The following is a 22,966-nucleotide window of genomic DNA, read 5'->3' as shown; positions in this document are numbered from 1 at the left end:
GTTTGATTGCGCCTACAGTGGCGCGGGTTCGTTTTGCTGCCTCAGGGCGGAGGCGACAGCAGGGCCGCGATGGAATGACCGCGCGGCCATTTCCATGCACGGTCTCCCTATCCAGCAATCCTCAGGGGGCTGTCGAACGTCGGCTGATAGAGACCGATTACCGCGCCCACGAGCTTGCTTTCGAGGTGATCGAGGTTCAGCGGGCCTTCCGTCCAACCGCCACGCCAAGTCGGAATCGCTCCGTGGGCTCGGGCTTCTTCGGTCTGCTTCAGCCATGCATCGAATTCTTCCTTGCTGGAAGTCTTCAGAGAGCCGACATGCCAGCATGGCGTTTTCCCGTCCGGTTGCCACATCTTCGAACTATGCCGGGCCTGGCAGAGGTTGCGGCCTCCGCTATCCCAATGGATGACGTAAACGTCGCCGACGCGGGCGGTGCGGTCGGTCGTGTCGACGACAACCCATTCGCCTGCCCGTATGTAAGGCGCGCTGTAGTCATCCTTGACCAAGAAGGCGATGCATCCCGGCGGAAGTGTCTGGTAGCAGATAAGGGAGGAAGGAGCAGGCAAACGGTGGCCTGCTGCCGGAACAGCGTTCGGCATGATTGTCTCCATGTTTTCACGATTGTTATCGGCGCTCTACGGCGCGTTCGTTATGCCGCCCGCTGGAGGGCGGAAATCTGCTGCTGAAGGCGGTCGTAGCGGTCGTTGTCGAGACGCATACGGAAGGGCGTGGCTTCGATCCGCAGCACCTCCAACCGGAGCGCTTCAATCTCGCTGGCGCGCTTCTGCTCGGCGCTCTTGGCCGCTTCCTTGGCCTCCCACTTTACCGTCATCCATGCGGACTTGAGCGAGAGCGAGAAGGCCCAACGGCGGCTTGCGGCATCGCGATTTTCGCCACCGAAACGCTTGCGATAGATTTCCCAAGCCAGACGCATGACTGCGGCGCGGTCGAATTTGGGCATGCCTTCGGCGGTTGCCGGAACGGTGAGGTTCGACATGGTGACTTCATCCACTTGCGTTAACTGATGCTTAGAGTATTATCTGATACTCAGAGCATCGTCAATACCTCAGGTATCATATTAGGGAATTGTTTATGATTACCAGCGAGCAAGTGCGCGCAGCTCGGTCCCTCCTCCGTTGGGAGCAAAAAGACCTCGCAACACATTCTGGGGTGTCGTTGCCCTCTATAAAACGCCTCGAAACACAGCCGGGAGACCTGGCGGCACAGGAACGAACGGTGGACGCATTGAAATCTGCTCTTGAGGCGGCCGGCGTCGTCTTCCTCGAAAGCGGCGTGCTGGTCGACGGCGGCCCTGGTGTTCGCTTGGCGAAGAAGGCTGACGACGAATGACGGGCGACGCGCCTTTCGACCTTCCGCCATTCGAACCCCTCGACAGGCCCTTGCATCTGACAAAAGCTCAAGGTGCCGCTCGGCAAACGTACTTCGCCCTGGGTGCTCTCCATGCCGGGGATTACGATGCGGCGATAACGCTGGCGGGCGCTGCGGAAGGGATGCTGCCGGGCGATCCTGACATCGAGGTTACGACACAGCTTTTGAAGAACCCGACCCAAGAGGTGCCGCCGCCCTACAAATGGACGGAGATAGTCAACCTCGAACGAAACTGGCTGAAGCATCAGACGGACGTTGAAAAGATTCCTGCCGAGATAACGTTTGACTTAGACACTGCATCGTTCGCCGTCTTCCGGGCAACTCGCAAGCTGCCGCTCGAATACATCACGATTGAGATGGTTGCCTTCGACGAATGGTATCGGAAACGAGTTGCCGGTCAGATTGCAGCCCGCGGCACCGACAAGGCCAATGGATGATCCAGCGCCCTACCCGCTGCTTTGATTTCCGTTGATTGTTTTTCAAACGCGCCCTGAAAACTCAGGGTTCCGGTGGCCATCCCGACGATATCGGATTGCCTCGTTGGCCGAACTCCCCCGATATCTTCGGGCCAGTTCAGTGAAGGCGAAAATCTTCGACAGCCTCAGGAACTAAACGCCAGTGACGCGGTTCCGACTATAGGGCCCTCTCAGACTACCGGGAACCAGCCTTTTCTCCGTTTTGATCGAAGGGAAAATCCGGTGGGGAATAAGATTGTGGTCCTGGTCGTCGAGGACGATGTTTTTCAACGTTTGCTTGCGGTAGACCTCGTTGAAGCCGCGGGCTTCACAGCTTTAGAAGCAAAAAGCGGGGATGAAGCTCTGCAGGTCTTGGAGAACAGAGCCGATATCTCAATCCTGTTCACGGATGTCAGGATGCCCGGCAACACGAATGGCTTGCAACTGGCGCGGTTTGTCAGCGAACGATATCCTTGCGTGCAAATCATCATTGTCTCAGGAGACGCATCACCAGCAGATGCTCCCATGCCATTGGGGAGCGCCTTTTTCGCCAAGCCCTACCGCGATGAACAGATCACGCGCACACTGAACCGCTTCGCGACCTTGCACTAGCTCCGGCAACCCAGCCGATTAGGAGCGGTCGAGCGTCACTTTCAGCCGATCAATTGCGTTGTAGAAGCTTTCGACATCTTCTGATGTTAGGACCATTTCGTACCGGTGCCGGAGGATGACGCGCGCCGCGTCTTCGACTTCCGTCATCACCTCGCGCGCGGCCGGTGAAAGCAGCTTGTGCTCGAACAGTAGGTGCCTTAGCTGGCGGACATTGGCCTCGAACGAAGCGGCATTTTTTTCCAGGTCTACTTTGCCACGAGACAATTGCCCCAAGATAAAGCCGATTGGCATTCTTAACTCCCAAGCCTTCCGCCGAGAACTTTGCGGCGCTCAGGATTGTCCTCAATTGCGGGGTCGACGCAAGACGATTTTAGTGGGGGTTTGGTAGCGGTGCACAATGCTGAAAAGCGGACGATACGTTTTGAAAACGAGACGCCCGCTTTCCGGTTGTCTTGATCAACTGAGGAACTTTGGGACACCTAATGAACTGCGCGACTGTCCATTTGCGATGGCGCTAGCTAAGAGCCCATCCGGTGCACCTCATCAGTTTTTGGTCAGCGGGATTGTGCACCTGACGTTTGTGAGGCCCTGTATTGCATACTTGTGAAATCGTGTCGCCAAGCCATGGCACAACTTAAACTGAGTTGCGCCATGATGACGCTGAAGCGTTTGCGCAAGCTCGCTCTGCTTGATCGTACTGCCTTCAACCTTGGCAATAAGGAATGCAGCGTAACCGGCGAACTGCGGCGAGGATTTGTTAAATCCCGCGTCGCTCAAAGTGCGCTCGATTGCGTGAAGTTGTTCGCTGTTGATGTAGGTTTTGGAATTCTCGGAAGACATGATGTCCTCCTTTCACTTGGGGCCAGGGCCAACACGACCCTCCCCAGCAGCGCCCGAAAAGATGGCTGCTGAAGCGCGCAACATGGACTGCCTTTGAACAGATAGCAAGGGGCGTTATCTTAGAGAAAAAAGCGATAGCCGTAAGAAGGTAACCGCAGGCGGCTTTCTAAGGGGCCGTTCGAGGGCAAGCCAAGGCGACATCTTCTCCCCGGGCGGCTGAGGCACACGGCAATGAAAATTGGCCTTGCCAAACGCCAAGTTGCCTGCTTTTCGCCGATTGCTGCTCTGCCGTAAAGCGCCCGGCCTCACCCCTCTGCCAATCCACGGCCCAGCCCATGGCAACCATCCATCCGTTTACACTGCTTCCGTCCGAACGAAGGCAGTTGGCGAGGGATCGGTCATACCGATCACGCCCGACGACATCGCAGGTGGTGGGATCGGATTCGGACAGATAGAGGTCCAGCGCATAGGCCGCTTCTTCACCGCAGGGATAGTCGCCTCCGCTTCGTCCTCTGCATTGCTGCGCGCTTTCAGGCGCGATGATGCCGTCCAGCCTGAGCTTTGTGCCATCGATTTCGATTGTGTTACCATCGAGGACCGAGGCGCGGCCGGAGATTTGCTCGCCGGCAAGCGCGGGCGCGGCGGCAAGCAACGCTCCAGCAAGCAGCATTGCAGCGGTGGTTTTTGTACTCACTTGATTTGCCCAGGGTTATGGCAGAGCCGATCCTGATGGATCTCCACTGGCCGTTTATGCGTGTAGCGGGGCAGTTGATGGTCAAGTCCTACAGACTTAGCAGTGTGACCAGAAGAAGCCACAGTCGCACGAACCCGGCCAACAAAAAAGGCCGGGCGAAACCGCACCGACCTTCCTCATCATCGCTTACCTACTCGTGCCAGTACATCCGTGGACAAAAGCGTGAAGCAGCGCGGCGATTGCGAGCGGCGAATTGATTTCAGTGCTCATCAGCAATGCCGATTGTGGATGTGTATTCGGCGATTGTGTTCAGAAGAAGTTCGCCGCGGTGCCTTTGCTGGTGGCTTCCCCAATTTGCAAGCAAGGAAGCCGGGCCGTCGCCTCTGAATTTGGAAATAGGAGGCGGCGGCTTTTGCATTGTCGGTAGGCCAGACCCTCCGAGAAGCTGCGCGCGTGGCGCAAACCGGCGATAGGATCGCTCGCGCGGGCCGTGAGAGCGAGGAGAACGCCGCTCGCACGGTCCATCCCTGCGAGACAAGGCCGCGCCGCCGGTCGAAACCTCTCATTCCCTCGCGAGGGCATGCCGCTAAACTCTTGCCGTTCGGCAAAGTTTTCTCGCGCAAGCCAGCGCCGTTTCGGGATTTCTCGTTAGATGAGCTTGTTCGGAGAAGTGCGAAATCGCGAAATAGTGATGTTCGGCCTGACACTCGGTATCGGCGCGGATGCTGCTTGGTCGCCGACAGGGCGACAGGATTGGGTGGTCTCCACAGGACCATTCTAATGACTTTCGCATAAAGTTTAGAAAACCATTCCGCTTGACAACGTGGGAATCAGCGCTGCCAAGTGCTATATAAACCATGCGCTCGGGAGCCTGACATCTATGGCGTCTAGGCTACGGCCTAGCCCGGCGTCTATTTTCTTACCAAAGAGTTATTGAAGCGGTCTCGAGGGTGATGAACCACCCCGTGGCCCTGAATCGTTCCGTCAGACTTTTTCCTGAACCGAGGCTTCAGGATTGTTGCCAACTCAGCATCTTTCGTTGAGTAAGCACGGTGTATGGCGCCGGCCACGAAATCAGCCAGCTGTATTCCGACGGAATGACAAGAGTCCTGCAAAAACAAGCCCTCTAGAAAATTACCATACATCGACACTGCTTTGCTCTTCTTTGCTAGAAGCGCTTCATGGTGAGCTCGAAACAGTCGGTCGCTATCACGCCCGCGGTGGTCAGCGATAACAATTCCAAGACTCTTTTGATCTTGTAGGAAGTATTGGAACCTCTCGGTCAATGGCTTGTACGCGAAGTGGTATAATTCCTGCTGATTTGTGACCGACGCGTAATCGAAGGCAGCCTGGATATCCGTCACGCATGAAATTATCGTTAGCGGGCTGTCGCTGATAAGCCGCGCAAATTCCAAGCTCAAAGCTTTCCTCTCTTGAACATTTTTCCCAAGCATCGGGTTTTCAGCTGAGGAATTGTGGGGAGAAAAAAAGCGCCACTTCAGCTCTCCAAACAGCTTGTGCCTGGTGCAGAATCCTCTGACTGCGTTGGAAATGCCATGCCAGTCGGCGTCTTTGATTATCACGGCGCCAAGCGTAAAGTAAGGATGCCTTTCGTCTGGTTTCGAAGGCGGCGTTCCGCTCTCGTCAATGAAACACAGGTGCATCAAAAGCCCCCAATTTTCGTGTCTATAGGAAATCACTGGCATTTTCCCGCATACCTGATGACTTACTTACGATCTAGCATGATCTTCAGCGTCCGTATCATTCCTTCAAATTGTCAGAGCAGGAGTTGGCGTCACATTGCTTCGCTTGAATATTAGTTCATAGCTAACGGGCTACCCTCCGCTTCGTGCCGAAGACCGGCGAGCTAACGGAGTTTACGATATGGCTGGAATTATCGATACGAGCAAAGCTGACCGCTTGCTCCGCCTCAAAGACGTGATGGTTCGCACATCGCTTGGAAGCTCGACGATCTATCGTTACATGGACGCGGGCACCTTCCCGCGACCTCGTCAGCTTGGTCCAGCGTGCGTCAGATGGCTTGAGTCTGAGGTTGATAGGTGGATTATCAACCTGCCGGCTACAGGTATCCGAGCCTGTGGTACGAGCGCATAATCGGTGGTCAATTGGACCTGGGCAATTTATGCCGCGATATCGCGCACCGTTGGTTGGCCCACAACAGCGGCTAGATGCACGGCGCGGTTCTGCGGACGCTCATGCGGGGCTTTGATCCGACCAAGCCTGACAGCCTCCGCATGACCGTCTATGAGGCATCCAAGGCGATAGAAGCCCTTGCGCGCCGTCGGCCGGATAAAGCCCTCTTCGACAAGCAAACGGAACTGGTGGAGCGAAACGTGGATTGCCTTGGCGGCGTCATCGGTGCCGACGATCCAGTCCCGCAGGCATTTCTTCCCAGCGCGATAGACGGCCATTAGGCGGCCATCCGCGGCATGTTCGAAGACTTCACCAGCCGGCACCAAGCGCGGTGTACCTCGTCCTGCTTTTCGGTGGGCAGCTTCTTGAACTGCTTCAGCGTCATCCCAAGCCCGAAGGCAAGGATTGCAAGATGCTGGTTAGGGCCTCTGATTACCCGGATCCTCGAATGCTGCCACATGTTCGGCAGGCGGTAGGTTCCGATATCCTCGATTTCGATTTCCTTGAGCATGGGGTGCCTCGCAATCAAACCGATGGTGGAACGACTATTCGCAATTATCGAACAATCTTTCACTACCATCGATTTATCGCTGAACAATCGTTTCGGCAAGCCTCGCGCGCGCGCCCGCGCGTACTGGTCCGAAAATATCCTCGGACCTGAAGTTTTCTAAGTTCGCCCCGGCCTGTTTCCACCCTGTAACAACAGGGGCAAATGACAGCATTTGACAGCATACCGCCCTTGTTATGGGCCTCGGTGCCGAACCGGCCCGCTTCCCTTTTTGAAGGCGGGTAGCGCCGTGTTTCCGCGGTGTATTATCAGGAAAGCGGCGTTCCGTTCTGGCGGCCTTTCGCGCGTGTGCGCGTACTGGTCGCAAAATTCAAATCGGCGCGCATCGGCTCGATGAGAAAGCGGCCGGCGCCTTAGCATTCCTTAGCATGCTTCCCGCCTTTTTACGGCGTACGGAAACTCAGCGGGACTTGTCTTCGATCCCCACAAACCACGTCCGCGAGGTCTGGTTTTGTCAGGCCCTAAAAGGGGTCGGATTTCGAAATCGGCTTTCCCGTATTTTCCCCGTATTTACGGGAAAACGCCCAGCTCAACAATCGCATGAAAAGGAGCGCCCAACTCCATAGGAAAGCTCTCTGTTCCAGATCGAGAGTGACCGCCTTGAATGGACCGGATTCGCCGTTTCCCGTATACTCCGGCTCGTCAACCAGGGCCGACATGATGTCGGTGGAAACAGGGAGGATCACATGCCCTATTCGACATATGGCGGCCCCTATAGTGGTGGGCCGCGTGGTGCAAGCGAAGGGTTCGGAGATCGGTTCAACAATTCCTTCAGAACCGACAACGTCGTCAACCCCGGCATCTCGGACATGGAGAAATATGCGAACTTGTCATCGATGCAGCGCGCCCAATATGCCGCTGCCGTCGAGAGAGCCAATCAGGCGGCATTGGCTGCGGCGCGGGGGATTTCCATTACTCCCGGCACGACAGTGAATGACCTGAACCAGCAAGGCTACGATCTGATCGGCGGCGTCATCGGTACAGCCCCTCCTGGCTATGCCGTGAACATGGCTCCACCAACGGCAACGTCCTATGCTCCGACCGCCGCGCCTTCTCCCGCACAAACAGCAATCGGCAATCAAATGGCCGGTCACCCCGGCGTCTCGTACAACGGTCCTGCGGCTCCATCTTATGGTCCGAACGCTGGCGGCAACGTCGGTCTTTCGCCTGCAGAGCTGAACGCGCGCGATACTACGTCGCCATCGTTCAACGGTCGTGTGAGCCCGAAGGCGGGAGCTGTGTTCGGCGGGTTGCTAGGGACTGCTTTAGCTGGCCCTATCGGCGGCATCCTTGGCGCGCTCGCCGGTAACCGGATTGCTGGCCGCGGTATGCCGGCCGGCGGCACCGGTGGCCCTCTTGGCGGACTGCTCGGAATGATCGGCGGCTCTCGCGGTGACGGTCTCGGCGGCGCTGGTCCCGGCGGTAGAGATAGCAACTCGGGCGGCCGGTCGAGCGGCAGCGCCGGAAGCTCTGGCGGAGGCATGGGCGGCGGCCGGGAGCGAGGACGAAGGGGTTGACCGATCGGTATTCAGGGTGTCGGTTAAAGCGACACCCTTCCTCTCCTCCATACCGGGCCTTACCCCGCCTGAGAATTCGAAGCGCTGTCCGGGCGGCCTACCCTACCCTTGGCCGCGCGTTCTCGTCAGCCCGCCTCTATTGCTTGGCGGGAGCCGGAAAGCTTCGACCGAAATCGCCAACGCGACCTCAACATTTCTCAACATCACCGCGGCATCCGCATACCGTTTGAAGATTATACAGATCGACGCCGGATTGCTTACTTCTGCTTGCCCGGCCGGAGCGAACGCCCTGCCATTTTCGGCCTGCTGAGGCGCAAGAAGGTCTGACCGGCATTGTATCAGGCGAAAGCCCTTCGTCGCGCTCAGAGGCCGTTCTAGGCCCGCGCAAATGGCATAGGCGGTCCGGTCTCTCGCAAAACCCTTCTCGGCTGTTTCCCGGCTGTATTATCAGACAATGCTGTTTGTAATCGGGGACGATTATCAACGCCACGTCGAGAACCGCCGAACCGGGAATTTTCCGGTTCGAGATTGCCCACGTCATTGCCCGGAGCATGGCAGTATTTCGGCATTATTAAACGCCAGCGAGCGAACCTCGGGATGCCGGCCCACCCGATTGAATATCGCCATGCGGTGGGGCGCCAATTGTATAGCCCGACCGGGCTTTACCCGAATGCCTTACTGGCGCGCCCATCGCCTTCAAGGTTAGCGTGTTCCCCTGCTTGCGACCCGCGCAACCATGGAGGAGGCCTATGGAGTTCAACGAAAAGACGCTCAAGGCGCTGGCGTTATCCAAGATCAATCGGAAGAAGCCCTACCGTCCCGTAAAGGTCGTGCCACATGATCCGCGGCGAAACCCGCTGTTGACGAAAGAGATAACCGGCTGGTTCGGCACCGAAGGCGCCATTCTGGGAAGAATGCCGGAAGAATTGGAGCGGGTGCTTGGCTTTCAGGTGGGCTACCTCGCGCATGGCTTCGACGTGTTCACCTTCACGCGGGACATCGAGGCGACCGACTTCGACCTGTTGGGAGCCTATACCCACCTGCCCGGCGGCAAGGAGTGGGACGGAAAGGATTTGAAATGGCCTCCTGGCCTCGGGGTGCCTCAATGGAAGCTCAAGACCAATGTTCCGTGCCAGTTCCTCGCGACGGTGCCGAGAGGCTCGGTCTACCGTTAGGCATTTACCGAGGCGACGCGCGTGCCGGCATCGTTGACAGCCGGCCGGGGCATGGTCATCTTCGTGCGCATGAGCGAACCGCCGATTATCGACCACAACGAAAACGAAGTGCGCCCGGAAGGGCCTTGGCCTTGGATTAAGGCGTGGATCTTCGTGGGCGCACTATGGGTCGGCTTCCTGTGGCTGAATTCGCCCCGGTGGCTCGATATCGGACTAGGGTTCGCAACAGGCGCGATGTTCGCATATTGGGCTACGGACATCACCGATAACCGCTACATTTTCTCACCGTCCAAGAAGAAGCCCGCCGACCGGCGCTGATTCTTCCGCCGAACTCCTGTTCACCAATGCGTGGAGCAACGAGCGGACAGGCGGCGGCGCGGTCATCGTTCGGCCAAGCTGATTGGAGAGCAAGCCTTGGATGGCCGGCTGCATCAACAGGTTTCCGGCGATGCGAGGAGCGAGGAAGCCGGCAGCGGCACCGCCGATCATGCTCGACGGATCACCACCGCTCGCATAGCCCGCGCCGCCGCCCAAGAGGCCGGCGACACCAAGTCCAAGGCTCTGCGCATTGAGCCGCCCGGCAGTTCCCGAATTCGGCAGCGGCTTCATCACAGCTTCCCCGGCGCGTGCCAGTTCCGCGAAGTCGCCCTTGCCTCGCGCATAGTTTCGGCGGCCATGGCCGGATACCGTGGCGTTGCGGAGCGACGAAGGGGAGATGATACCGTTTGCGGCGTTCTCGCCTGCTGCGGTCGATGCCTTTTCCAGCACGATCATGTTCCGGTACTGATTGCGGGCTTCTTTCCACAGATCAACGTCTTTCGGGTTGAATAACTTCATGCTCCTTTCCATACCGTCATCAAGCGTGTTGCGGATGTTGAACAGCACGTCCTTTAGCTGCGGGTCAGCCGTGCCGCGCGCCAGCCGGTCGAGCCGGGAGCGGAGCGATTGATAGGCCGCGCCATCGAGCGGGCCAGCCTTCAGAGCGTTGCCGATATCCATCACCGTGTCCATCACCACGGGCGCGCGCTGCGATGGCGGCACCATAGCGAAATAATCCTGGACCGATGCGCCAAGGTCTTTCGCCATCTTCTGATCCGGCAAAATCTTGTTGCGCGCGGCGAGGTCATCGAACTGTTTGCCGATGCGGCTGAAGGCCTGATCGACGACTTCCGGCGTTGCCCGCTCCGCATCGATACCGGCGCGCTTCAATGCCGCTGCCGTGAATTGCTCGCCCTGCCGCTCCATCAGATCGGCCGCGCGCTGACCGCCAAGCTCGCTCTCGGCAAATCGCAGGGTGTTATTCCCCGTGCGCTGGCCGGCCGTGGTCTCGACGCCTTCGCGGGCGAGCGTTTCGACAGCCTTCATTCGTTCCGGCGAGGACATGAACGGCGAGATAGCCTTTCGCGCGGCGCTTCCAGCAACAGACAATGCAGCCGGCGCGATTGCTCCTAGCACCACACCACCTACGCCGCCCTCGACTGCTCCTCTCGCACGCTCTTCCAACCCGCCTTCAGCATCGCCAGCGCCAGCTACCGCGCCCATGACGCCGGTATCCAGTGCAGAGGCACGGGCGACTTTGCCAAGCTTCGCCCCGCTATCGATGGCCTTCGCAGTGGCGGAAAGCCCCATCCGCGGCAGTGCCGCAGCGGAACCGACGACGCCCGTCACCTGGCCGGCAATATCAGCGGTCGGGTTCGCATCGGCAACGGCCTTGTCTTCGCCGCGCACCTCTCGCAACGCCTCGTCATAGGTGACTTCCGGTTGCCACGGGAAAACCTTGCCGCCGAGATATCGGGCAGCGGCACCGGCCTCGTCTGCCCATCCGAATCCCGCGCCCTTGGCAACACCACGGCCGAAAGCATCGAGCGTGCCGGTTACGGTCGTTGGCTGTTCTTCCGGCGCTGCCGGGATGAGGTCGTCAAACGCTCCCGGCTTGAAGGCGGTCACGGGCACGCGAGCTTCGTTGCCGGAAGGCGGAGCCATAATGGCAGGCGCGCCGCTCCCCGTTGCGGGGATCAAATCATCGAACAATCCAGCCATCACAGACCCTCCGGGCTGATGCCCATTTGCGTAAGTCGTTGAATGATTGCCTCACGCGGAGCACCCTTAGCGATAGCCGTCCGAGCCTCATCCAAAGCTCCTGCCGGATCACTACCGCTGCCGGGAGCCGGGGTGAGAGAAAGTTTGCCCGTCTTTGCGCCGATAGCGCCGGATCGGGTGGCGCGCAGGTCGGCCTCAAGATTGGTGAGTTTGTCGAGCATGGTTTCGACACTGTCTGTCACGCCGATCTGATAGCGCGCCGCTTGGTTCTGCGCTTCCGACTCCGGCATACCAGCGCCGGTCAAATTTCGCACAAGAGCATCACGGCCGGTTTCGATCTGACGCCACAATTGACCCGCACCGCCGCTGCCGGTGGCAAGCATCGTTTTATCCCAAAGCCCGCTTGCATCGCCGTTTTCGATCCGCTTGCGGATTGCCGGCACCTGAGCCAGGAACTTGTCCCCGAGCCCGATACGCGCGCCCATTTCCGCCGGGAGTTCCGCGCCGTTATCTCCGCCAACCTTCGGTGCGCTGCCGAGTTTTTCAAACTGACCGCTTTTCTTATCAGCCCATCCGAAATCACCGTTCTGGAGCTGCACCCACTGTCGGTCCGGTTTGGGATAGCGCTTCTCATAGGCGAGCTTGTATCCGTCAGCCACCGGCATCCCCGCCTTCACAAGGCTTCCGATTTCCGGTTCGTTGTCATTCAGCCATTGGGCGGTCTGGTTCCGCTGGTCGGCTTCGGTGCGCGCGTTCTGAAGATCAAGCTGGTACTTCGGGTCGCTTTGCTGGACTTCCGCCTGGTACTTCACGCGGTCTCGCCACGTTTGCTCCTCCTTCGCCTCCTTCTGACGCGCATAGAATTGCGTCACAGCATCGCCGCCCGGAAGGATACGGTTTTCGACGAGGGAAGCGAGGTCGGGGTCTCGCTCGCGAAGCCACCGCGTTGTTTCGTTCAGAATCTTCTCGTCTTTGGCCTTCTGCTCTCTGGCATCGCTCATTCTCCGCCCCGCCAGCAATGCTTCCGGAATGCCGTCCATCATCTGGCCCGGTGGCTTCATGCCGTTCGCAATCAGGGTTGCGGCGAGCAAGAACTGTTCGCTGGTGGGGTCGATCAGACCGCCTTCGCCGATAAGGCCGCCAAATAGACCACTGCGCTTCTTCGGCTCCGGCGCTGCCGAGGCCATGGCGGGCTGTGTCGAGCCGGTCGTTTGCTGGTCAATCGCGGCGAACGCCGGGGAAGGTTTTTGCTGGGCATTATAGGCCATGGTTGGCGCGTCTCCTGTGTTCTGTAGCGCATCAGAAGCGCCCGCGGTCATTGTCGTGGGGGATGGGGTTTCGCCGCCGAAAAGCGTGGGCATCACGCCCTTGTTGCCAGCCGCGATTGCTGAGGCCATGGCATCGGTATAGGTGCCGCCCTGGTTCGCGTAGTTCCAGTTCATGCCGCCGCCCGGCGGAGGCTTCGTCCAATCGTCGAGATGGATTCCGCCGCCGTGCATTTCCATGCCGACACCGCCGAGATTGTTTGCGCGCCAGAATTGGCCCAATGGAGCCAAGCCATCGCCGCTGATCTGTTTGCCATCGGCTCCAAACACGCGGATATCAGCCGCGCGGCCATGATCGTGCCGGATCGATCCGGTGCGCGCGCCGTCTTCGCCTTTACCGGGCTGACCGCCGCTGTAGACCTGGAGGTACGCACCGGGGCCGTAGACGGCAGTGACGGCGCGTTCAAGGTTGCTGGCGAGGCCTGGGACAAGGGGCTGATTGCGGATCGCGCCTTGGTTCGCATACCGAAGGATGCTCGTCATGCAGCAAGCCCCCCATTGCCGTCATGATCGCCTTTCCAGAACAGGCCAGAAATATTGCGGCCGGATCGCTGCAGCTTCTCGAATGTCGCCCAAAGGCAAAACTCGTTCGGGCTCATGCCGCAGCGGTTGCTCTCATCGAATAGAGCGTCCCGAAATGTCTTCATCACGTTCGCCCCGCGAAGGGCGACAGGAACGGCAGGTTCCTTCCTCGTGGTCTTTGCGTCGGTCATAAAAAATGCCTCCGTGGTTTGATACGGAAGCATTTTCTCACAATCGGGATTCTGTGTTGATATACCGGATGTTACATCGTTTGGCGGTCTATGCACATCAAGCCGTAAATCCGAGCCGTTCGAGATAGAAACAGACCTTCGGTTCCGTCCTGCGATTGAGGCGAAGAAGCTCCAGCGCCTCGTCATCTCCGCACAGCCGCATCTCCAAGGCCACCACCGATATTTGCAGCGGGCTCCCCGGTTCCGCCTGCCGACCGATACCATAATCCCGCGACCATCGACGGATAATGCGCTCTTGCATCGCCGCGACGTGCGCCGCCTCCTTGACGGAAATGACCTCCTCGGGCCGCATCGGGACAGGGATGGGGAAGCTCAAGCAGCAGCATCCTTTACTGCCTGAAGCCGTCGCCGCCAGTTGCTCACGGTCTGGTGTGACACGCCGGCAATGCGCGCTATTTCCCGATCCGACAGACCGGGGTTGTCGCGGAGCGCGGAGAGCACTGCGGACTTGCGGTCGGCGTTGGTACGGTAGCCGGCGGTGGGGGCCTCCATACTGTGGAGGCCCTTTTCATCGTCTGGATTTTGGGCCGGGTGTTCGGCCGGCTGGCAATGTTTGACATAGAGGTCGCGAAGAATTGCAAAGTCTGCCTCCAGCCGGTCGGCCTCTTCGTCCTTGCGCTCCTGCGGGTCCAGCCATTGGCTTTCCCATTCGAAGCGCTTGAAATCGAAGCGGGCCTGCATGTCATCCCAGGACGCAACGGGCCTAGTCTTCAATTCCTCCTGCACCAGACGCGAGCGCAATTCGGCCTCTCGGCGGGGATAATATTCACCGTCAATGAAAGCCTGCCTGTCTCGCCGCAATGCCTCCCACATGCGGTATTCGTCCAAGAGGCCGCGAATGGTGGCCGGGAAAGGAACGGCATTTCGGATCGCCGCCTTTGCCTCGCCGCTCGTGTTCTCGACCATCCAGATATCGTCCGAGCATCCGCCTAGTTCAACTGTGAAGTTTCTACGCGTGCCGCACCAATCCTCGTGGACTTCACGCCTTGCAAAGGGTTTGGCCGCCTGGATCAGCGCCTCCTCCATTGGCGTTGCGTCGAAGAAAGCTTTCATTGTGCCGAACGTCTTCAGGATTTCAGCACGCCTCATTGCCTTGCGGCTTTGGCGGTCGGCATTCTTCTGCGCCTGCCGAGCCTTGTGGCCCGGCTCCCGCTTCTCCATCCAATCGTCGAATCCTTCGAAGAAATTGGCGGATTTCGGCGCGGGCTTGCTGTCAATCTTTGCCATCGCCTGTTTCAGCGTCATTCCCGCCCGACCGGCTATCGCTTCCGCCCTTGCCTTTGCCGATGCGCGCTCGCCTTCTGTCGCGCCGCCGGTAATCAGCGCCGCGACCTTACGGAATTTGTCAGTGTCAAACTTTGCTGCTGTTGCCGTCATCGGCCGCCCTTCAGTTGGGCCGCTTATTGCTAGATGCGGATGGCGTGTGAGAGGCTCGAATTTCCGCCAACCGGCCCGCTGCGATGCCAAGGACGACCTCTAGGAGGCTTTCTGCAGCTTCGACATTCATCTTGCGTAACTCAGGCAACAAATCGGCGGCCTCGTCCTTCACGCTTTGCAACATTTTCTCGTCGCTGAAAACATCAACGCGGTGAGGTGCGCGCAAGGCCTGCATCTCGCCAAGAAGACGACCAGCATCGCCTATAGGATCGTCGGAGTTCTTCCACCAAGCGCGCGCTGGCGTTCTTCGAGCGATGGCCTCAAGTCGAATTTCGGCAAGCCGTTCATTGAGGGCCATGCGAACGATGGTGCGCGCCAGATGGGCGGTTTCCTCTGGCATCTGAGCCGCTTCCAGTTCTGGCATATCGCTGGAAAGCAGCCCGGTCAGCACCCGGAAAATCTCGTCATCCGAAATCGAAGCTATGTCGGCGCGCTGGGATAGCATGTCGCCATATGCCCGGCCGAAAGAAATGCACCGGTCAAAGGTGGCACGCATGTCCGCAATTGCTTCATCTAGGGAGCGGTACGGCAATTCACCATCCCACTGTTCCTGTGCAGGCCATGTGTTCGCAAATCCCTCTCTTGCCGCCTCGATATGAATTTCGCAGGCTTCTGTTACCGACGAGCAGTCTTCGAACAGGCGTTTCATTTCTTCCTTCATCGGCGGTCGTCCTTCCCTGCTTGTGATTTTGATGTGGATTCCTCGCCCCGTAGGAGGCCAGCACGCGCGTTTTTGAAGGCGGCGCGCTCCCTTGCCGCGATTTGATGGCGGAAGGCATCTTGGCGGCGCTGCGAGCGAAGACGGAGCCTAAGCTTGATGAGGTCGAGCAGGATCAACGGGTGGCCTCCTTGACGATATCAGCCGCTAGGCAGGCGCATTCGTCGCAGATGAAGACACGAGCCTGGCCGGCGATCAGCCTTTTGACTTGGTGCTGGCTCTTGTCACAGAACGAGCAAAAGAGCGTCGGCCATTCTCTGAGGCGTGTCACCTCCGCTTCGGCTCGATTAGCGCGGGCGCTTTCCTCCAAGGCTCTGGCCTGCCAGTGGTCGGCGCGCTGCCTCTCGTCGGCGTGGCGCTGCTGCTCCACCTCGAACAAGGCTCGATAGTTTTTGAACGAAAAGCCCCAGGTCATGCCGCCCCCTTCGGATCAATCTCGCCCTTGAGCCGGTCGATAACCTGTCGGCCCATCTCGTCGCGCACCGCCTGCCAGAACGTGGTCACCTCGTCGCGTTGCTGGTCGGCCGGCATCCCGATCCGTGACAATTGCGCCTCGATCCCGCGCGTTACCTGGCAGCGATAGCTATCCGATTGGGGGTCGGCCGGGAGGTCGAGGAGGTTTCGCGCAACTTCCCGGATCCTGCCGGTTCGGCTGGCGGTCGGGAACACCGCAATAGAAGCTTGCGCCGATGCGTTCATGCTTCACCTCCAATGGTTTCGGCGGCAGCGTTTCGCCGCCCATGCCTATCCTCGGCCCTGATACGCCGATAGATAGCCAGCCGGCGGCGACGGTCGCGTTTTCGTTCTGAGAGCCGGGCTCGGATCGCCTCGGCGTCGGTCGTGTCGAGCGCCGACATGATCTCGTTGTGGATATGGTTGCGGATACCAAGCCGGGCAATCTTTGCTACGGCCTCCAGCGACGCTGGATACATCACCTCAAGGAATTCGACGGTGGACTTGCCGATGTCCATGGCAATTTCGCGGATGAGCGCCCTATCGGAAATGCCTTCGTTGGCGACGGCAACGGCCGGCAGGTTAGCGGGCCGGTCATCAAGTCCCATCTCCCGCAGGAGTTCGGCCGCCCGGCGGCGCATATCCTCTTTGGCCTGGTCGGCGGCATCGATCCAGTCGAATTCGCCAGACGCCTCGTAGAGCGCGGTCGCGAGCTTTTCGATTTTGTCGGTCATTGGTGTTGTCCTTCGGCGCGCTTTCCGAACAGCCGTTCGGCCCTGTGTTCGGACTTCGATTTCGGGGAACCGTTGCGCTGGTTGATCCACCGCCAAGCCTCGGCTTTCGTCGCACAAGTCCCAGCGATGGCGACCTTACCGTGTGGCTCGCGATAGATGCCCCATGTGGCATCGGGTTTCGGCCTCACGATCATGCGACACCTCGCTTTCGCTCCGGGAACGACACCACGCTTTCCGGGTAATAGGGCTTGGGGAAGTCGTCATCGAACTCGTGAAGGCGTGCCATCACACGCTTTGCGAATGGCTGGTTCCAATCGAGGATTTTCGCAGTCGGGCGGCTTTTCGCCCATTCGAAGAGATCAAGCTGACGCATCGACTTCACCTTCATAGACCGTGATCCCTTTGTGTCCGATTGGGATATCAATGTAAGTATTAAACCCTCTCTCCTCTCCCCCCCCTGGTAGCCTGTAGCGATGGGGGACTTTCGGAATGCTCGAATAGAACGACACATCGATCAGCTTTTCGTCGACGAGGATGTCGATAGCTTCGTAGATTTGCCGACGACCTGCTTTGAGTTTTCCCGATTTCTTGAGGGCATCGGGGACGATGGAGAACTCATAGTTCGGCTTGTGCCCAAGGTCGGCCTGAATGATTGAATAGAGCAGCAACGCGGTGCCCTCGCCACGAGCCGCCAGCTTATCAATGGACTCTCTGGGGATCAGCACGCCCGATTTCCTCCCTTGGTAAACCTTGCCGTCGAGCATCAGTTGGAATGCCCAATCGGCGACCGCCGCCACCTCGGCATCTGACACTGAAGAGGGCTCTTCGAAATGGATGTTACGGTACTGAAGCAGATCAGCAAGAAGCTCGTCCTTTGTATCCGAAACGGACACAAATCGGATTGCAGCCTTGCACAGCATGTTGTTGCGTGCGCCTGTGGGGATGCGTTCTTGTCGCTCGGCGTTTTCTAAGGACACCCGGACGGCGGTCGGCGCGGCAACGGCTGTGGGCTCTTTATCTTCGAATACCGGTAGGGCGTTCGCGTTTGTCAGGCGGCCCCTTAAAGGCAGATATTGGCCACCATCTTCACGCTCCGCGAATGGACCCGCGATGTGCTCCTGGCACCCCAGCTTGAAATCAATCACGATCCCAGGGAGCTTGACGTTTTTCGGACGTCGGCCGGAGAACCTGTAGTAGTGATGTACACCCTTTGGGCTTTTCACCTGCACCGACGAAGCCCCGAACCGCCGTTCGACATATGCGTGGGCCTCTGGCGTATCAGTGTCGATATCCACGACGAGAAGGCCAGGTAGTCGGATGCCATAGTTCGAGCTGCCGGCACCAGCCATCTTCTCTATCACCGCAGACAGAGGAAGGCGACGAGTGGGCGTCCCGTCCTTCTTCGTCAGGAGCACCAGCGGTTTCCGGTTAAGTCCCAACGGCACCAGCCAAAAGCCCGCGTTTATGAAGGCGAGACATTTCGCCGGTAAGGACGTCTGAGAGTTTGGGGTGATGCATCGGCCCGAGGTCGGAGTCGGCCGCAATGCTATCGCCAATCACTTCTAGGGCTTCGGAAGCTACCATGGAAAGTTAGCCCTTTTCCGTTCCGTGCTGGCGCGCAATCGATGCTAATTTGATCGCCTCGCAGGCTTGGACGGCGCTGAGGCCGAAGCGCTGTTTAAGAGCGGGAACCGCGGCGTGGGGCGGCTCCTTCTGATCAGCGAGCCAAGAAGCGGCCTCTGCGACCACGGCGCTCTGCAGGGACGGAGACGTGGTTTCGCTCAATGGCGCGCCTCCGGGTCGTGAAGTACAATGATCTCGTCCACGAGCCGATACCGCCCGTGCTGGCCCGGATACTGGCCTGTGTGGCGTTCGCGTGTCGTCGTGATATTAAGCCCGGCCTTTCGCAGGCTATGTACATAGTCGGATGTGCGGGGGGCCGGATCGTCTACAGTGGTGAACCCGCGCTCTCCTGCCTTCAGTAGTTGGCGGAGGCACCAAGCCTGCCGGCCAGAAACAACCCGTTCATGATCTTCATGAGCGATACGGAACTTGAGGAAATCGGTCTTACGCATTGCCTACCTCGTCTAGGAATGCGGACCCACGTTGATATCTGACCCCGTGGTGGATATCTTGGTGGCATCCTTGTTGAATTGTCGCACGTCTTGCGCCCGGTAACGCGCCCGCCAGCGCGGCCGGGCCTCACTTGCTTGATGCTGCTGGCAACGGCTCCAAAACCCCGCGTCGACCCCTGCCCTCATGCTTGGCCCTCTGGCGCGCGCATCTCGACTGGCATCTGTCGCTTGAGATAATCGAGGCCGGCAGGTGTGACTTTGACCTGATTGCCCGTCTTAATCTTCCCATTCGGGTATTGGATGAGCGTCGGAACGTTGATCATGAAGCCACGGACCACTGCCTCCGGCACGGCATGGACGCTATAGTCTTCACCCGTGACGTCTTTGCTGCTCCAATCGACTTTGACGACCTGAATCATGCCGCCTTCCCAACTGTTGCCTGCAATCCAAGCATCGCCGCAAGCGGCACGACGGGCACGACAACCTTGCCGCCGACTTTGATGGTTTGGAAATCCCCACGTTTCGCAGCCTCATACGCCGCGTTTCTGCCAAGGCCAAAAAACAACTTACCAGCCTCAGGTACCGGAATTGTGGGTCGTGAGAGGGCTTCTTCGAGCGTCATCAGCTTCTCCAAAAATCAGCACTTACGGCGCTTGTTGTGCCGTTTTTTTATATTTAACGATACCGTGTTTTAGATCAAGCCTGCTTGTGCTTTTTGTGCCGATTTTTTAAGGAAGATGCTAAGATGTGCTGAAAGGTGTGCGGTCGTGGTCAAACCGAGAGAAAATCGAGTTCCGATAATGATGTCAGACGAGGAGCTTCAAGGAATTGACGATTGGCGGTTCGCCAACAGAATAGCCACTAGGTCCGATGCAATCCGTCGCCTCGCGAAAATCGGGATGGCAACGGACGACTGGATCAAACAATCGGAAGTCAGCATCGATGATGCGCTCACCACATACATCGAGCACCTTCAAGACGGCGATTTTGAAAGTCGGGGAGGTAAAGTCGTCTACCGTGCTTTGATGTTTGCTTGGCTTGATGTTCTGACGGTGACGCGGGTTGCCGCGGTGCTCCGAGAAAGCGGGGACATGGAGGAAGCGCTAGCCGCGGCGAAGCACATCAGAAACGAAGTTTGGAACAGCAAGATTGAAGAGCTTAGGCACCTAAACCCGATTATGGACGATGACCTTCTGCTAAAGAAAAACACGGAGGGGACTGAATGAAAGGACACATCCGCGAGCGCAGTCCCGGCAAGTGGGCTATCATCCTTGATGTACCGAATCCTGAGACCGGCAGGCGCCGCCGGAAGTGGCACACATTCCACGGCACAAAGCGGCAAGCGCAAGTCGAATGCGCCAGGCTAATCGCGGAACTCGACGGCGGCAGCTATGTAGAGCCGGCAAAGACGACAGTCCGCGAATATTTCGAGCACTGGCTTAAGCACGAGAAAGCCAATGTCTCCCCTAAAACCCACCAGCGGTATGAGGAACTTCTCCTGAAGAACGTCGCGCCGATCCTCGGCAGCGTTACCCTCAACAAGCTGTCGGCGGCGCGGATCGATGCTACATGGGGCCAGCTTCTCGAAAGCGGGAAACGGAACGGCAAGGGCGGCCTCTCTCCGCGCACCGTGCATCATTGCCGCCGCGTGATGCTGACGGCGATGGATCAGGCCGTAAAATGGGATTTGCTCAAGAAGAACCCGGTAGCAGCGACGCGACCGCCTAAGGTCGAGCGTGCGTCGATGGAGGCTTATGGCGCATTGCAGATGGGCCAGATGCTCGACGAACTGCGGGACACCCGAATGTTCGTCCCTGCTCTCCTGGCCTCGCTATGCGGCCTTCGCCGAGGGGAAATCCTTGCCTTGCGCTGGCGGGACGTCGATTTGGCCGCTGCGAGCATTTCGGTGCGATACAGCGCTGAGCAGGTCGGGAGGGAGGTTCGTTACAAAGAGCCGAAGTCGGGCAAGTCGCGGACGGTCGCATTATCCACGACTGTAGTTGCAGAACTCAGAAAGCACCGGGCGAATCAAGGTGAGGAGCAACTGAAGCTTGGCATCCGGCCGGATGAAAATGCCTTCGTTGTCGCGCAGATCGATGGACGCCCGCTGAAGCCCACTTCGTTGACCCACGAGTGGACCCGGCTCATCAGCAAGACCTCCCTGCCCCATATCCGTTTCCACGACCTGCGGCACTCGCACGCCACGCAGCTCCTGGCGGCCGGCGTCCATCCCAAGATTGCCAGCGAACGCCTCGGGCACTCGACAGTCGGTATTACTCTCGACCTCTATTCTCACGTTATGCCGGGGATGCAGGCTAATGCAGCCGAACAGGTTGACGCGGCAATCAAAGCTGCTAAAAAACCAGCCGTTGAATGATTGGGTAGCAAATCGGTAGCAAACGCTGATTTCTCGCCTACCGGATAACCCGGAAAAGCAAACCAAATCAATCGCATGGAAGAGTGTCCGAGTGGTTTAAGGAACCGGTCTTGAAAACCGGCGTGCGGGAGACCGTACCGTGGGTTCGAATCCCACCTCTTCCGCCATCTGCGTTCATATCTACGAACCCCTGAGACAGAAAAATCGAGCTGGCTTTGCCTAGCCTGATCAACCCCTAAGGCTAAGTCAGATATGTGCCCCTGGATATCGATGTTGTTTTTTCCAACAATCACTACAGCCACAATCGTGCTGAGGTAGATTTTCGCAGTGGCTCGATTTTCCCCAAAAAGCAACTCGATCATATCATTGCGAAAGAGATCAATGGCTTCCGGCGTGATGCCGCCTGAGTGATCGTAAGTACGCCGAAGCAAATCAGCAAGCATCTGATTCGCAGTCCTCAGCTCGACAGATACCGCGGCAACGTCTTCTTGATATGGGCGCTGCTCGCTAATCGATGGTACTTGCTTGGCGACCGCGAACAATCCGCTCAGTGCTGTTTCTGCAGCGGTGATACGCGCCCGGAGTTGGGGCACCAATGCACTTTCCTGTTCTCTTGCAATAAGTTCCCTATCGCGCAGCCGAGTTAGGAGCTCAATCAAACGATTTTGGGAGAGTACTTGGTCTCGAACTTGCTCAAGCACAACGGAATCTAGGTCAGAGCTGGCTCGGGAAATCTGCACAGCGGGGATAAGTGGAGTTTCTGCCTGACTTCGGCTTAGATGCCGGGAACAGGAGAGACCATGACGAGACGACCGCGCCGGAACCATAGCCCGGCTTTCAAGGCGAAGGTGGCACTTGCCGCCATCCGAGGTGAGCAGACGCTGGTGGAGTTGTCCCAGCAGTTCGATGTGCACGCCAACCAGATCAAGCAATGGAAAGACCAGCTCCTTGAGGGGGCGACAGGTGTGTTCGGCGATGAAACGAAAGCGGAGCCGTCGGGTCCGACCATCGATGTCAAAACGCTGCACGCGAAAATCGGCGAACTGACACTGGAGAACGATTTTTTATCCGGTGCGCTCGGCAAGGCGGGATTGCTGGGCGGAAAGAAATGATCGACCGCGAGCACAAGCTATCCGTCGTGCGCCAGGCGAAGCTTCTCGGCTTCAGCCGTGGCAGCGTCTACTATCTGCCTTTTCCGGTGTCTGACGGCGATCTGGCCCTTATGCGCCGGATTGACGAATTGCATCTCGACTACCCCTTTGCCGGAAGTCGGATGTTGCAAGGGCTCTTGAGAGGAGAAGGTCTGGAGACCGGGCGGCGACACGTCGCCACGCTGATGAAGAAGATGGGCATCGAGGCGATCTACCGCCGCCCGAACACCTCGAAACCAGCGCCAGGGCACAAAATTTATCCCTACCTCCTACGAAAGCTGGCAGTCACCCGGCCCAATCAGGTGTGGGCAATGGACCTGACCTACATCCCCATGGCGCGGGGATTTGTCTATCTGTGCGCCGTCGTGGACTGGTTCAGCCGGAAGGTCTTGTCATGGCGGTTGTCGATCACGATGGAAGCAGCCTTCTGCATCGAGGCGGTGGAGGAGGCACTTGCCCGTCATGGCAGGCCGGAAATC

33 protein-coding genes, 1 tRNA gene and 2 pseudogenes are annotated in these 22,966 nt (G+C 58.4%); 12 read left to right on the top strand and 24 right to left on the bottom strand.

The annotated features are described in order from the left end of the window. Positions 1–107: 107 nt before the first annotated feature. Positions 108–599 (bottom strand): hypothetical protein, encoded by a 492-nt coding sequence (locus P7F60_RS18470; RefSeq protein ID WP_277919211.1) that lies wholly within the window; start codon positions 597–599, stop codon positions 108–110. Between the two features lie 50 nt (positions 600–649). Continuing rightward, positions 650–997, bottom strand: coding sequence for a hypothetical protein (locus tag P7F60_RS18465; protein ID WP_166096697.1), 348 nt, complete (start codon positions 995–997; stop codon positions 650–652). Positions 998–1,092: 95 nt separating this feature from the next. Between P7F60_RS18465 and P7F60_RS18460 the strand changes: the two genes are divergently transcribed. From P7F60_RS18460 to P7F60_RS18450, 3 genes are all read left to right on the top strand, one after another. Beyond that, positions 1,093–1,350 (top strand): helix-turn-helix domain-containing protein, encoded by a 258-nt coding sequence (locus P7F60_RS18460; protein ID WP_166096698.1) that lies wholly within the window; start codon positions 1,093–1,095, stop codon positions 1,348–1,350. Then, on the top strand, positions 1,347–1,826 hold the full coding sequence (locus P7F60_RS18455) for a hypothetical protein (RefSeq protein WP_166096700.1): 480 nt from the start codon (positions 1,347–1,349) through the stop codon (positions 1,824–1,826). The genes P7F60_RS18460 and P7F60_RS18455 overlap by 4 nt, the downstream gene beginning before the upstream one ends. A gap of 261 nt (positions 1,827–2,087) precedes the next feature. Beyond that, positions 2,088–2,456, top strand: a complete 369-nt coding sequence (locus P7F60_RS18450) for a response regulator (RefSeq protein ID WP_166096701.1) — start codon at positions 2,088–2,090, stop codon at positions 2,454–2,456. 18 nt (positions 2,457–2,474) lie between these two features. On the opposite strand, the gene P7F60_RS18445 is transcribed toward P7F60_RS18450, so the two are convergent. The 4 genes from P7F60_RS18445 to P7F60_RS18430 form a co-directional block, all read right to left on the bottom strand. Continuing rightward, positions 2,475–2,747 carry a hypothetical protein gene (locus tag P7F60_RS18445; RefSeq protein ID WP_166096702.1) on the bottom strand — a complete coding sequence of 91 codons (273 nt, stop codon included), beginning with the start codon at positions 2,745–2,747 and terminating at the stop codon, positions 2,475–2,477. A 252-nt stretch (positions 2,748–2,999) separates the two neighbouring features. Beyond that, positions 3,000–3,296 (bottom strand): hypothetical protein, encoded by a 297-nt coding sequence (locus P7F60_RS18440; RefSeq protein WP_166096703.1) that lies wholly within the window; start codon positions 3,294–3,296, stop codon positions 3,000–3,002. A gap of 166 nt (positions 3,297–3,462) precedes the next feature. After that, entirely contained in the window at positions 3,463–3,990 is a 528-nt protein-coding gene (locus P7F60_RS18435; RefSeq protein ID WP_235914656.1) for a thermonuclease family protein, read from the bottom strand. 911 nt (positions 3,991–4,901) lie between these two features. Continuing rightward, positions 4,902–5,696, bottom strand: coding sequence for a DUF3800 domain-containing protein (locus tag P7F60_RS18430; RefSeq protein ID WP_277919210.1), 795 nt, complete (start codon positions 5,694–5,696; stop codon positions 4,902–4,904). A gap of 178 nt (positions 5,697–5,874) precedes the next feature. Between P7F60_RS18430 and P7F60_RS30830 the strand changes: the two genes are divergently transcribed. Continuing rightward, entirely contained in the window at positions 5,875–6,105 is a 231-nt protein-coding gene (locus P7F60_RS30830; RefSeq protein WP_166096706.1) for an AlpA family transcriptional regulator, read from the top strand. 26 nt (positions 6,106–6,131) lie between these two features. Here the strand turns inward: P7F60_RS30830 and P7F60_RS18425 are convergent, their stop codons facing one another. Then, the gene (locus P7F60_RS18425; protein WP_166096707.1) at positions 6,132–6,422 is read right to left on the bottom strand and encodes a hypothetical protein; all 291 of its coding nucleotides are present in this window, start codon (positions 6,420–6,422) and stop codon (positions 6,132–6,134) included. Next, positions 6,422–6,655, bottom strand: coding sequence for a hypothetical protein (locus P7F60_RS18420; RefSeq protein ID WP_277919209.1), 234 nt, complete (start codon positions 6,653–6,655; stop codon positions 6,422–6,424). Before P7F60_RS18420 ends, P7F60_RS18425 begins: the two co-directional genes overlap by 1 nt. A gap of 743 nt (positions 6,656–7,398) precedes the next feature. Between P7F60_RS18420 and P7F60_RS18415 the strand changes: the two genes are divergently transcribed. From P7F60_RS18415 to P7F60_RS18405, 3 genes are all read left to right on the top strand, one after another. Next, positions 7,399–8,229 (top strand): hypothetical protein, encoded by an 831-nt coding sequence (locus P7F60_RS18415; RefSeq protein WP_166096710.1) that lies wholly within the window; start codon positions 7,399–7,401, stop codon positions 8,227–8,229. A gap of 749 nt (positions 8,230–8,978) precedes the next feature. Beyond that, positions 8,979–9,404, top strand: a complete 426-nt coding sequence (locus P7F60_RS18410) for a hypothetical protein (RefSeq protein WP_166096711.1) — start codon at positions 8,979–8,981, stop codon at positions 9,402–9,404. A gap of 21 nt (positions 9,405–9,425) precedes the next feature. Continuing rightward, positions 9,426–9,722, top strand: coding sequence for a hypothetical protein (locus P7F60_RS18405; RefSeq protein ID WP_277919208.1), 297 nt, complete (start codon positions 9,426–9,428; stop codon positions 9,720–9,722). Here the strand turns inward: P7F60_RS18405 and P7F60_RS18400 are convergent. From P7F60_RS18400 to P7F60_RS18325, 16 genes and pseudogenes are all read right to left on the bottom strand, one after another. After that, positions 9,687–11,444: a hypothetical protein gene (locus P7F60_RS18400; protein WP_166096713.1), complete on the bottom strand. Its 1,758-nt coding sequence runs from the start codon at positions 11,442–11,444 to the stop codon at positions 9,687–9,689. The two genes, P7F60_RS18405 and P7F60_RS18400, sit on opposite strands and share 36 nt — an antisense overlap. Next, complete coding sequence (locus tag P7F60_RS18395) at positions 11,444–13,252, bottom strand: hypothetical protein (protein WP_277919207.1); 1,809 nt, start codon at positions 13,250–13,252, stop codon at positions 11,444–11,446. Before P7F60_RS18395 ends, P7F60_RS18400 begins: the two co-directional genes overlap by 1 nt. Continuing rightward, complete coding sequence (locus tag P7F60_RS18390) at positions 13,249–13,482, bottom strand: hypothetical protein (RefSeq protein WP_277919206.1); 234 nt, start codon at positions 13,480–13,482, stop codon at positions 13,249–13,251. The genes P7F60_RS18395 and P7F60_RS18390 overlap by 4 nt, the downstream gene beginning before the upstream one ends. A gap of 97 nt (positions 13,483–13,579) precedes the next feature. Further along, entirely contained in the window at positions 13,580–13,858 is a 279-nt protein-coding gene (locus tag P7F60_RS18385) for a hypothetical protein (RefSeq protein ID WP_166096719.1), read from the bottom strand. Then, positions 13,855–14,919: a winged helix-turn-helix domain-containing protein gene (locus P7F60_RS18380; protein ID WP_166096720.1), complete on the bottom strand. Its 1,065-nt coding sequence runs from the start codon at positions 14,917–14,919 to the stop codon at positions 13,855–13,857. Before P7F60_RS18380 ends, P7F60_RS18385 begins: the two co-directional genes overlap by 4 nt. Before the next feature lie 10 nt (positions 14,920–14,929). Further along, complete coding sequence (locus P7F60_RS18375) at positions 14,930–15,640, bottom strand: hypothetical protein (protein ID WP_166096721.1); 711 nt, start codon at positions 15,638–15,640, stop codon at positions 14,930–14,932. Beyond that, positions 15,637–15,816, bottom strand: coding sequence for a hypothetical protein (locus P7F60_RS18370; protein WP_277919205.1), 180 nt, complete (start codon positions 15,814–15,816; stop codon positions 15,637–15,639). Before P7F60_RS18370 ends, P7F60_RS18375 begins: the two co-directional genes overlap by 4 nt. Next, positions 15,816–15,968, bottom strand: a pseudogene (locus P7F60_RS18365) (ClpX C4-type zinc finger protein); the annotation flags it as partial. The pseudogene P7F60_RS18365 and the gene P7F60_RS18370, both read right to left, overlap by 1 nt. 140 nt (positions 15,969–16,108) lie before the next feature. Continuing rightward, positions 16,109–16,396: a DUF6074 family protein gene (locus tag P7F60_RS18360; RefSeq protein WP_166096724.1), complete on the bottom strand. Its 288-nt coding sequence runs from the start codon at positions 16,394–16,396 to the stop codon at positions 16,109–16,111. Then, positions 16,393–16,980: a hypothetical protein gene (locus P7F60_RS18355; RefSeq protein ID WP_277919204.1), complete on the bottom strand. Its 588-nt coding sequence runs from the start codon at positions 16,978–16,980 to the stop codon at positions 16,393–16,395. The genes P7F60_RS18360 and P7F60_RS18355 overlap by 4 nt, the downstream gene beginning before the upstream one ends. Positions 16,981–17,074: 94 nt before the next feature. Further along, on the bottom strand, positions 17,075–17,257 hold the full coding sequence (locus P7F60_RS18350) for a hypothetical protein (RefSeq protein ID WP_166096728.1): 183 nt from the start codon (positions 17,255–17,257) through the stop codon (positions 17,075–17,077). Then, positions 17,244–18,299 (bottom strand): hypothetical protein, encoded by a 1,056-nt coding sequence (locus P7F60_RS18345; RefSeq protein WP_277919203.1) that lies wholly within the window; start codon positions 18,297–18,299, stop codon positions 17,244–17,246. Before P7F60_RS18345 ends, P7F60_RS18350 begins: the two co-directional genes overlap by 14 nt. 175 nt (positions 18,300–18,474) lie before the next feature. Further along, a complete protein-coding gene (locus tag P7F60_RS18340; RefSeq protein WP_277919202.1) occupies positions 18,475–18,669 on the bottom strand; it encodes a hypothetical protein in 195 nt (64 codons plus the stop codon). Then, positions 18,666–18,959, bottom strand: a complete 294-nt coding sequence (locus P7F60_RS18335) for a hypothetical protein (RefSeq protein WP_166096731.1) — start codon at positions 18,957–18,959, stop codon at positions 18,666–18,668. Before P7F60_RS18335 ends, P7F60_RS18340 begins: the two co-directional genes overlap by 4 nt. Before the next feature lie 182 nt (positions 18,960–19,141). Further along, complete coding sequence (locus P7F60_RS18330; protein ID WP_166096732.1) at positions 19,142–19,378, bottom strand: hypothetical protein; 237 nt, start codon at positions 19,376–19,378, stop codon at positions 19,142–19,144. Then, entirely contained in the window at positions 19,375–19,581 is a 207-nt protein-coding gene (locus P7F60_RS18325) for a DNA-binding protein (RefSeq protein WP_166096734.1), read from the bottom strand. Before P7F60_RS18325 ends, P7F60_RS18330 begins: the two co-directional genes overlap by 4 nt. A gap of 277 nt (positions 19,582–19,858) precedes the next feature. Here P7F60_RS18325 and P7F60_RS18320 point away from each other — a divergent pair, with 277 nt between their 5' ends. The 5 genes and pseudogenes from P7F60_RS18320 to P7F60_RS18300 form a co-directional block, all read left to right on the top strand. Continuing rightward, positions 19,859–20,185 (top strand): hypothetical protein, encoded by a 327-nt coding sequence (locus P7F60_RS18320; protein WP_277919201.1) that lies wholly within the window; start codon positions 19,859–19,861, stop codon positions 20,183–20,185. Further along, positions 20,182–21,336, top strand: coding sequence for a site-specific integrase (locus tag P7F60_RS18315; RefSeq protein ID WP_277919200.1), 1,155 nt, complete (start codon positions 20,182–20,184; stop codon positions 21,334–21,336). Before P7F60_RS18320 ends, P7F60_RS18315 begins: the two co-directional genes overlap by 4 nt. Positions 21,337–21,413: 77 nt before the next feature. Beyond that, positions 21,414–21,503: transfer RNA gene (locus tag P7F60_RS18310), tRNA-Ser, on the top strand. 87 nt (positions 21,504–21,590) lie between these two features. After that, entirely contained in the window at positions 21,591–21,743 is a 153-nt protein-coding gene (locus P7F60_RS18305) for a hypothetical protein (RefSeq protein WP_277919199.1), read from the top strand. Positions 21,744–22,136: 393 nt separating this feature from the next. Then, a pseudogene (locus tag P7F60_RS18300) lies at positions 22,137–22,966 on the top strand (IS3 family transposase); the annotation flags it as partial.

This window comes from Rhizobium sp. YJ-22, from assembly GCF_029601685.1.
In the GTDB taxonomy this organism is placed as follows: Bacteria; Pseudomonadota; Alphaproteobacteria; order Rhizobiales; family Rhizobiaceae; genus Metarhizobium.
The sequence above is the reverse complement of the archived record's forward strand: the minus strand, read 5'-3'. Positions and strand labels throughout refer to the sequence as shown.

Excerpts from the sequence above, each read along its gene's own strand:
- P7F60_RS18335 (WP_166096731.1), bottom strand. The coding sequence starts at position 18,959 with ATGCGTAAGACCGATTTCCTCAAGTTCCGTATCGCTCATGAAGATCAT.
- P7F60_RS18430 (WP_277919210.1), bottom strand. The coding sequence starts at position 5,696 with ATGCCAGTGATTTCCTATAGACACGAAAATTGGGGGCTTTTGATGCAC.
- P7F60_RS18445 (WP_166096702.1), bottom strand. The coding sequence starts at position 2,747 with ATGCCAATCGGCTTTATCTTGGGGCAATTGTCTCGTGGCAAAGTAGAC.
- P7F60_RS18470 (WP_277919211.1), bottom strand. The coding sequence starts at position 599 with ATGCCGAACGCTGTTCCGGCAGCAGGCCACCGTTTGCCTGCTCCTTCC.
- P7F60_RS18400 (WP_166096713.1), bottom strand. The coding sequence starts at position 11,444 with ATGGCTGGATTGTTCGATGATTTGATCCCCGCAACGGGGAGCGGCGCG.
- P7F60_RS30830 (WP_166096706.1), top strand. The coding sequence starts at position 5,875 with ATGGCTGGAATTATCGATACGAGCAAAGCTGACCGCTTGCTCCGCCTC.
- P7F60_RS18425 (WP_166096707.1), bottom strand. The coding sequence starts at position 6,422 with ATGGCCGTCTATCGCGCTGGGAAGAAATGCCTGCGGGACTGGATCGTC.
- P7F60_RS18460 (WP_166096698.1), top strand. The coding sequence starts at position 1,093 with ATGATTACCAGCGAGCAAGTGCGCGCAGCTCGGTCCCTCCTCCGTTGG.
- P7F60_RS18440 (WP_166096703.1), bottom strand. The coding sequence starts at position 3,296 with ATGTCTTCCGAGAATTCCAAAACCTACATCAACAGCGAACAACTTCAC.
- P7F60_RS18315 (WP_277919200.1), top strand. The coding sequence starts at position 20,182 with ATGAAAGGACACATCCGCGAGCGCAGTCCCGGCAAGTGGGCTATCATC.
- P7F60_RS18320 (WP_277919201.1), top strand. The coding sequence starts at position 19,859 with ATGGCAACGGACGACTGGATCAAACAATCGGAAGTCAGCATCGATGAT.
- P7F60_RS18380 (WP_166096720.1), bottom strand. The coding sequence starts at position 14,919 with ATGACGGCAACAGCAGCAAAGTTTGACACTGACAAATTCCGTAAGGTC.
- P7F60_RS18330 (WP_166096732.1), bottom strand. The coding sequence starts at position 19,378 with ATGATTCAGGTCGTCAAAGTCGATTGGAGCAGCAAAGACGTCACGGGT.
- P7F60_RS18395 (WP_277919207.1), bottom strand. The coding sequence starts at position 13,252 with ATGACGAGCATCCTTCGGTATGCGAACCAAGGCGCGATCCGCAATCAG.
- P7F60_RS18415 (WP_166096710.1), top strand. The coding sequence starts at position 7,399 with ATGCCCTATTCGACATATGGCGGCCCCTATAGTGGTGGGCCGCGTGGT.
- P7F60_RS18465 (WP_166096697.1), bottom strand. The coding sequence starts at position 997 with ATGTCGAACCTCACCGTTCCGGCAACCGCCGAAGGCATGCCCAAATTC.
- P7F60_RS18360 (WP_166096724.1), bottom strand. The coding sequence starts at position 16,396 with ATGAACGCATCGGCGCAAGCTTCTATTGCGGTGTTCCCGACCGCCAGC.
- P7F60_RS18350 (WP_166096728.1), bottom strand. The coding sequence starts at position 17,257 with ATGCGTCAGCTTGATCTCTTCGAATGGGCGAAAAGCCGCCCGACTGCG.
- P7F60_RS18325 (WP_166096734.1), bottom strand. The coding sequence starts at position 19,581 with ATGACGCTCGAAGAAGCCCTCTCACGACCCACAATTCCGGTACCTGAG.
- P7F60_RS18375 (WP_166096721.1), bottom strand. The coding sequence starts at position 15,640 with ATGAAGGAAGAAATGAAACGCCTGTTCGAAGACTGCTCGTCGGTAACA.
- P7F60_RS18390 (WP_277919206.1), bottom strand. The coding sequence starts at position 13,482 with ATGACCGACGCAAAGACCACGAGGAAGGAACCTGCCGTTCCTGTCGCC.
- P7F60_RS18410 (WP_166096711.1), top strand. The coding sequence starts at position 8,979 with ATGGAGTTCAACGAAAAGACGCTCAAGGCGCTGGCGTTATCCAAGATC.
- P7F60_RS18420 (WP_277919209.1), bottom strand. The coding sequence starts at position 6,655 with ATGCTCAAGGAAATCGAAATCGAGGATATCGGAACCTACCGCCTGCCG.
- P7F60_RS18455 (WP_166096700.1), top strand. The coding sequence starts at position 1,347 with ATGACGGGCGACGCGCCTTTCGACCTTCCGCCATTCGAACCCCTCGAC.